Source organism: uncultured Rhodoblastus sp. (genome assembly GCF_903903185.1).
GTDB lineage: Bacteria > Pseudomonadota > Alphaproteobacteria > Rhizobiales > Beijerinckiaceae > Rhodoblastus.
This window is the reverse complement of the sequence record NZ_CAIUXT010000047.1, coordinates 1-1,732: the sequence shown is the minus strand read 5'-3', so window position 1 is coordinate 1,732 and position 1,732 is coordinate 1. Positions and strand designations below refer to the sequence as shown.

General features: G+C 62.4%; 2 protein-coding genes and 1 pseudogene. All 3 read right to left on the bottom strand.

The genetic code is table 11. The features are described from left to right. A partial coding sequence (locus tag QZY01_RS03920; protein WP_294533609.1) for a hypothetical protein occupies window positions 1-266 on the bottom strand: 266 nt, incomplete at its 3' end. Window positions 267-903: 637 nt separating this feature from the next. Continuing rightward, window positions 904-1,197 (bottom strand): annotated as a pseudogene (locus tag QZY01_RS03915) (long-chain-fatty-acid--CoA ligase); the annotation flags it as partial. A 12-nt stretch (window positions 1,198-1,209) separates the two neighbouring features. Then, on the bottom strand, window positions 1,210-1,732 hold a 523-nt coding region (locus QZY01_RS03910; protein ID WP_294533607.1), incomplete at its 5' end, for an IS630 family transposase.

Here is a 1,732-nt window from a genome sequence, read left to right as displayed (position 1 = left end):
TGGCGTGGCGCGAAACGTTCGATCCACAGCATGTCCTGATCGGCAAAGCCGAAGCCCACATCCACGACATCGTCATTCGGCCCCATCGCCGCCGCCTCGGCCACCAGCGTGGCCAAGGCCGCACAGGCTTCGTCAATGGTCCGCGCGGTCTTCCAGTAGCCGAGATTGAGGTACAGGCCCTTGGCCGTAAAGGCGCGTGTCGCCAGCAGGCCGTAAAGCTCCGGCGCCGCCATGCGTTGGAATGGCGCGTATGCCCAGGCTGCCAAACGGGCCGCATCCCATAGGCTTGACCGGGGGCTGGTGGCGCCAGGTTTGGTTTCTGCCATCGGAGCCGCCTGTGTGTGATGTTTCAAAGGGTGGGCGCCGCGCGCTGGTTCAGGGGAAATGGAGCCTCGTGCTATTCTACGCGAAGAGGAAGGAGCCGCTTGCCGAACGGTGGGCAAGAGTAAGGCGACACGGGCTTCGACCAACTCGTGACGATCATGTGATAATCCGGAACGCAGGCGCCCGCAGGCCGGTCGTCGCGTCATCGTTGAGCCGCGTCAGGCCGACAAGTCCCGCTGCGCGGATGGCGCCAGCCGGTAACATCACAGTCGCTGCCCAGCCCGCGGCCACCATCGGGTACTCCGCAGCCCGCCATGCGCCGAGGCGCAAAACGTGCCGCACAGAGTGAACGAGACCAAAATATAATCCGAACGCCAGCGACGACGGTAGCAGCATGAAACCCGCAGCCGTGGCGTATCAACGGGCGAAAGCGCCCGCGCTGATGCTCCCGCCACATAAAGGCCGTTCAAAATGCCTGCTGGCCGCCAGCTTCGCGCCAATTCCGGTCATTTCTAGGCACCGTGACGATCCCCCAGAATTGACGCAAACGGGCCATTGCCAATGGAAACAGCTCCGCTGTCACAACGTCAACTGGTCCCGCAGTTGTCGCCGGAGGACTTTGCCGACGGGCGTCTTCGGTAATTCCTCAACGAAGATCACACGCCTCGGCGCCTTGTAACCTGTCAAGCTTTCGCGCGAGAAGGCGATAACATCCCCTTGGGTCAGAGCCGGGTCCTTCCTAACCACGCAGGCGACCGGCGCCTCACCGGATTGCGCATCGGCCATGCCGACGACCGCGACTTCGAGGATGCCGGGATGCCGGCTCAAAACCTCTTCCACCTCTGTTGGATAGACGTTGAACCCGGACACTAGAGCGGTTTCCGATCAACCTGTATCATAGCCGCATGCGCGAAAGTAGTTCTGGCATTCCGCGGGTTTGAAGATGTCTGCGCAGGCTTCGAGGGCTTGCATCAATCCGGCGACGGTGCGCTCGGCGATCTTGCGCAGGAAGGCTTTCAGTTTCGAAAACGCCTTTTCGATGGGGTTCATGTCCGGGCTGTAGGGCGGCAGGTAGCGGAGTTCGGCGCCGGCGCCCTTGATCAGTTGCTCGACGCGCTCGCCCTTGTGGCTTGAGAGATTATCCATGACGACGACATCGCCGGGCTTGAGCGTCGGACCCAGACATTCCCTGACCCATTCCTCGAACAACGCGGCGTTGATCGGGCGGTCGAAAACTTTCGGCGCCGTGACGCCGCCAAGCCGCAGACCTGCGACGAGCGTGACGGTCTTGTAATGGCCGTGGGGAACCCCGACGCGCAATCGCCGTCCGCGCCGGCAACGGCCGCCCTTGCGCGCCATATTGGTGGAGGCTGCGGTTTCGTCGATGAAAACCAGTTTCCCTGGATTG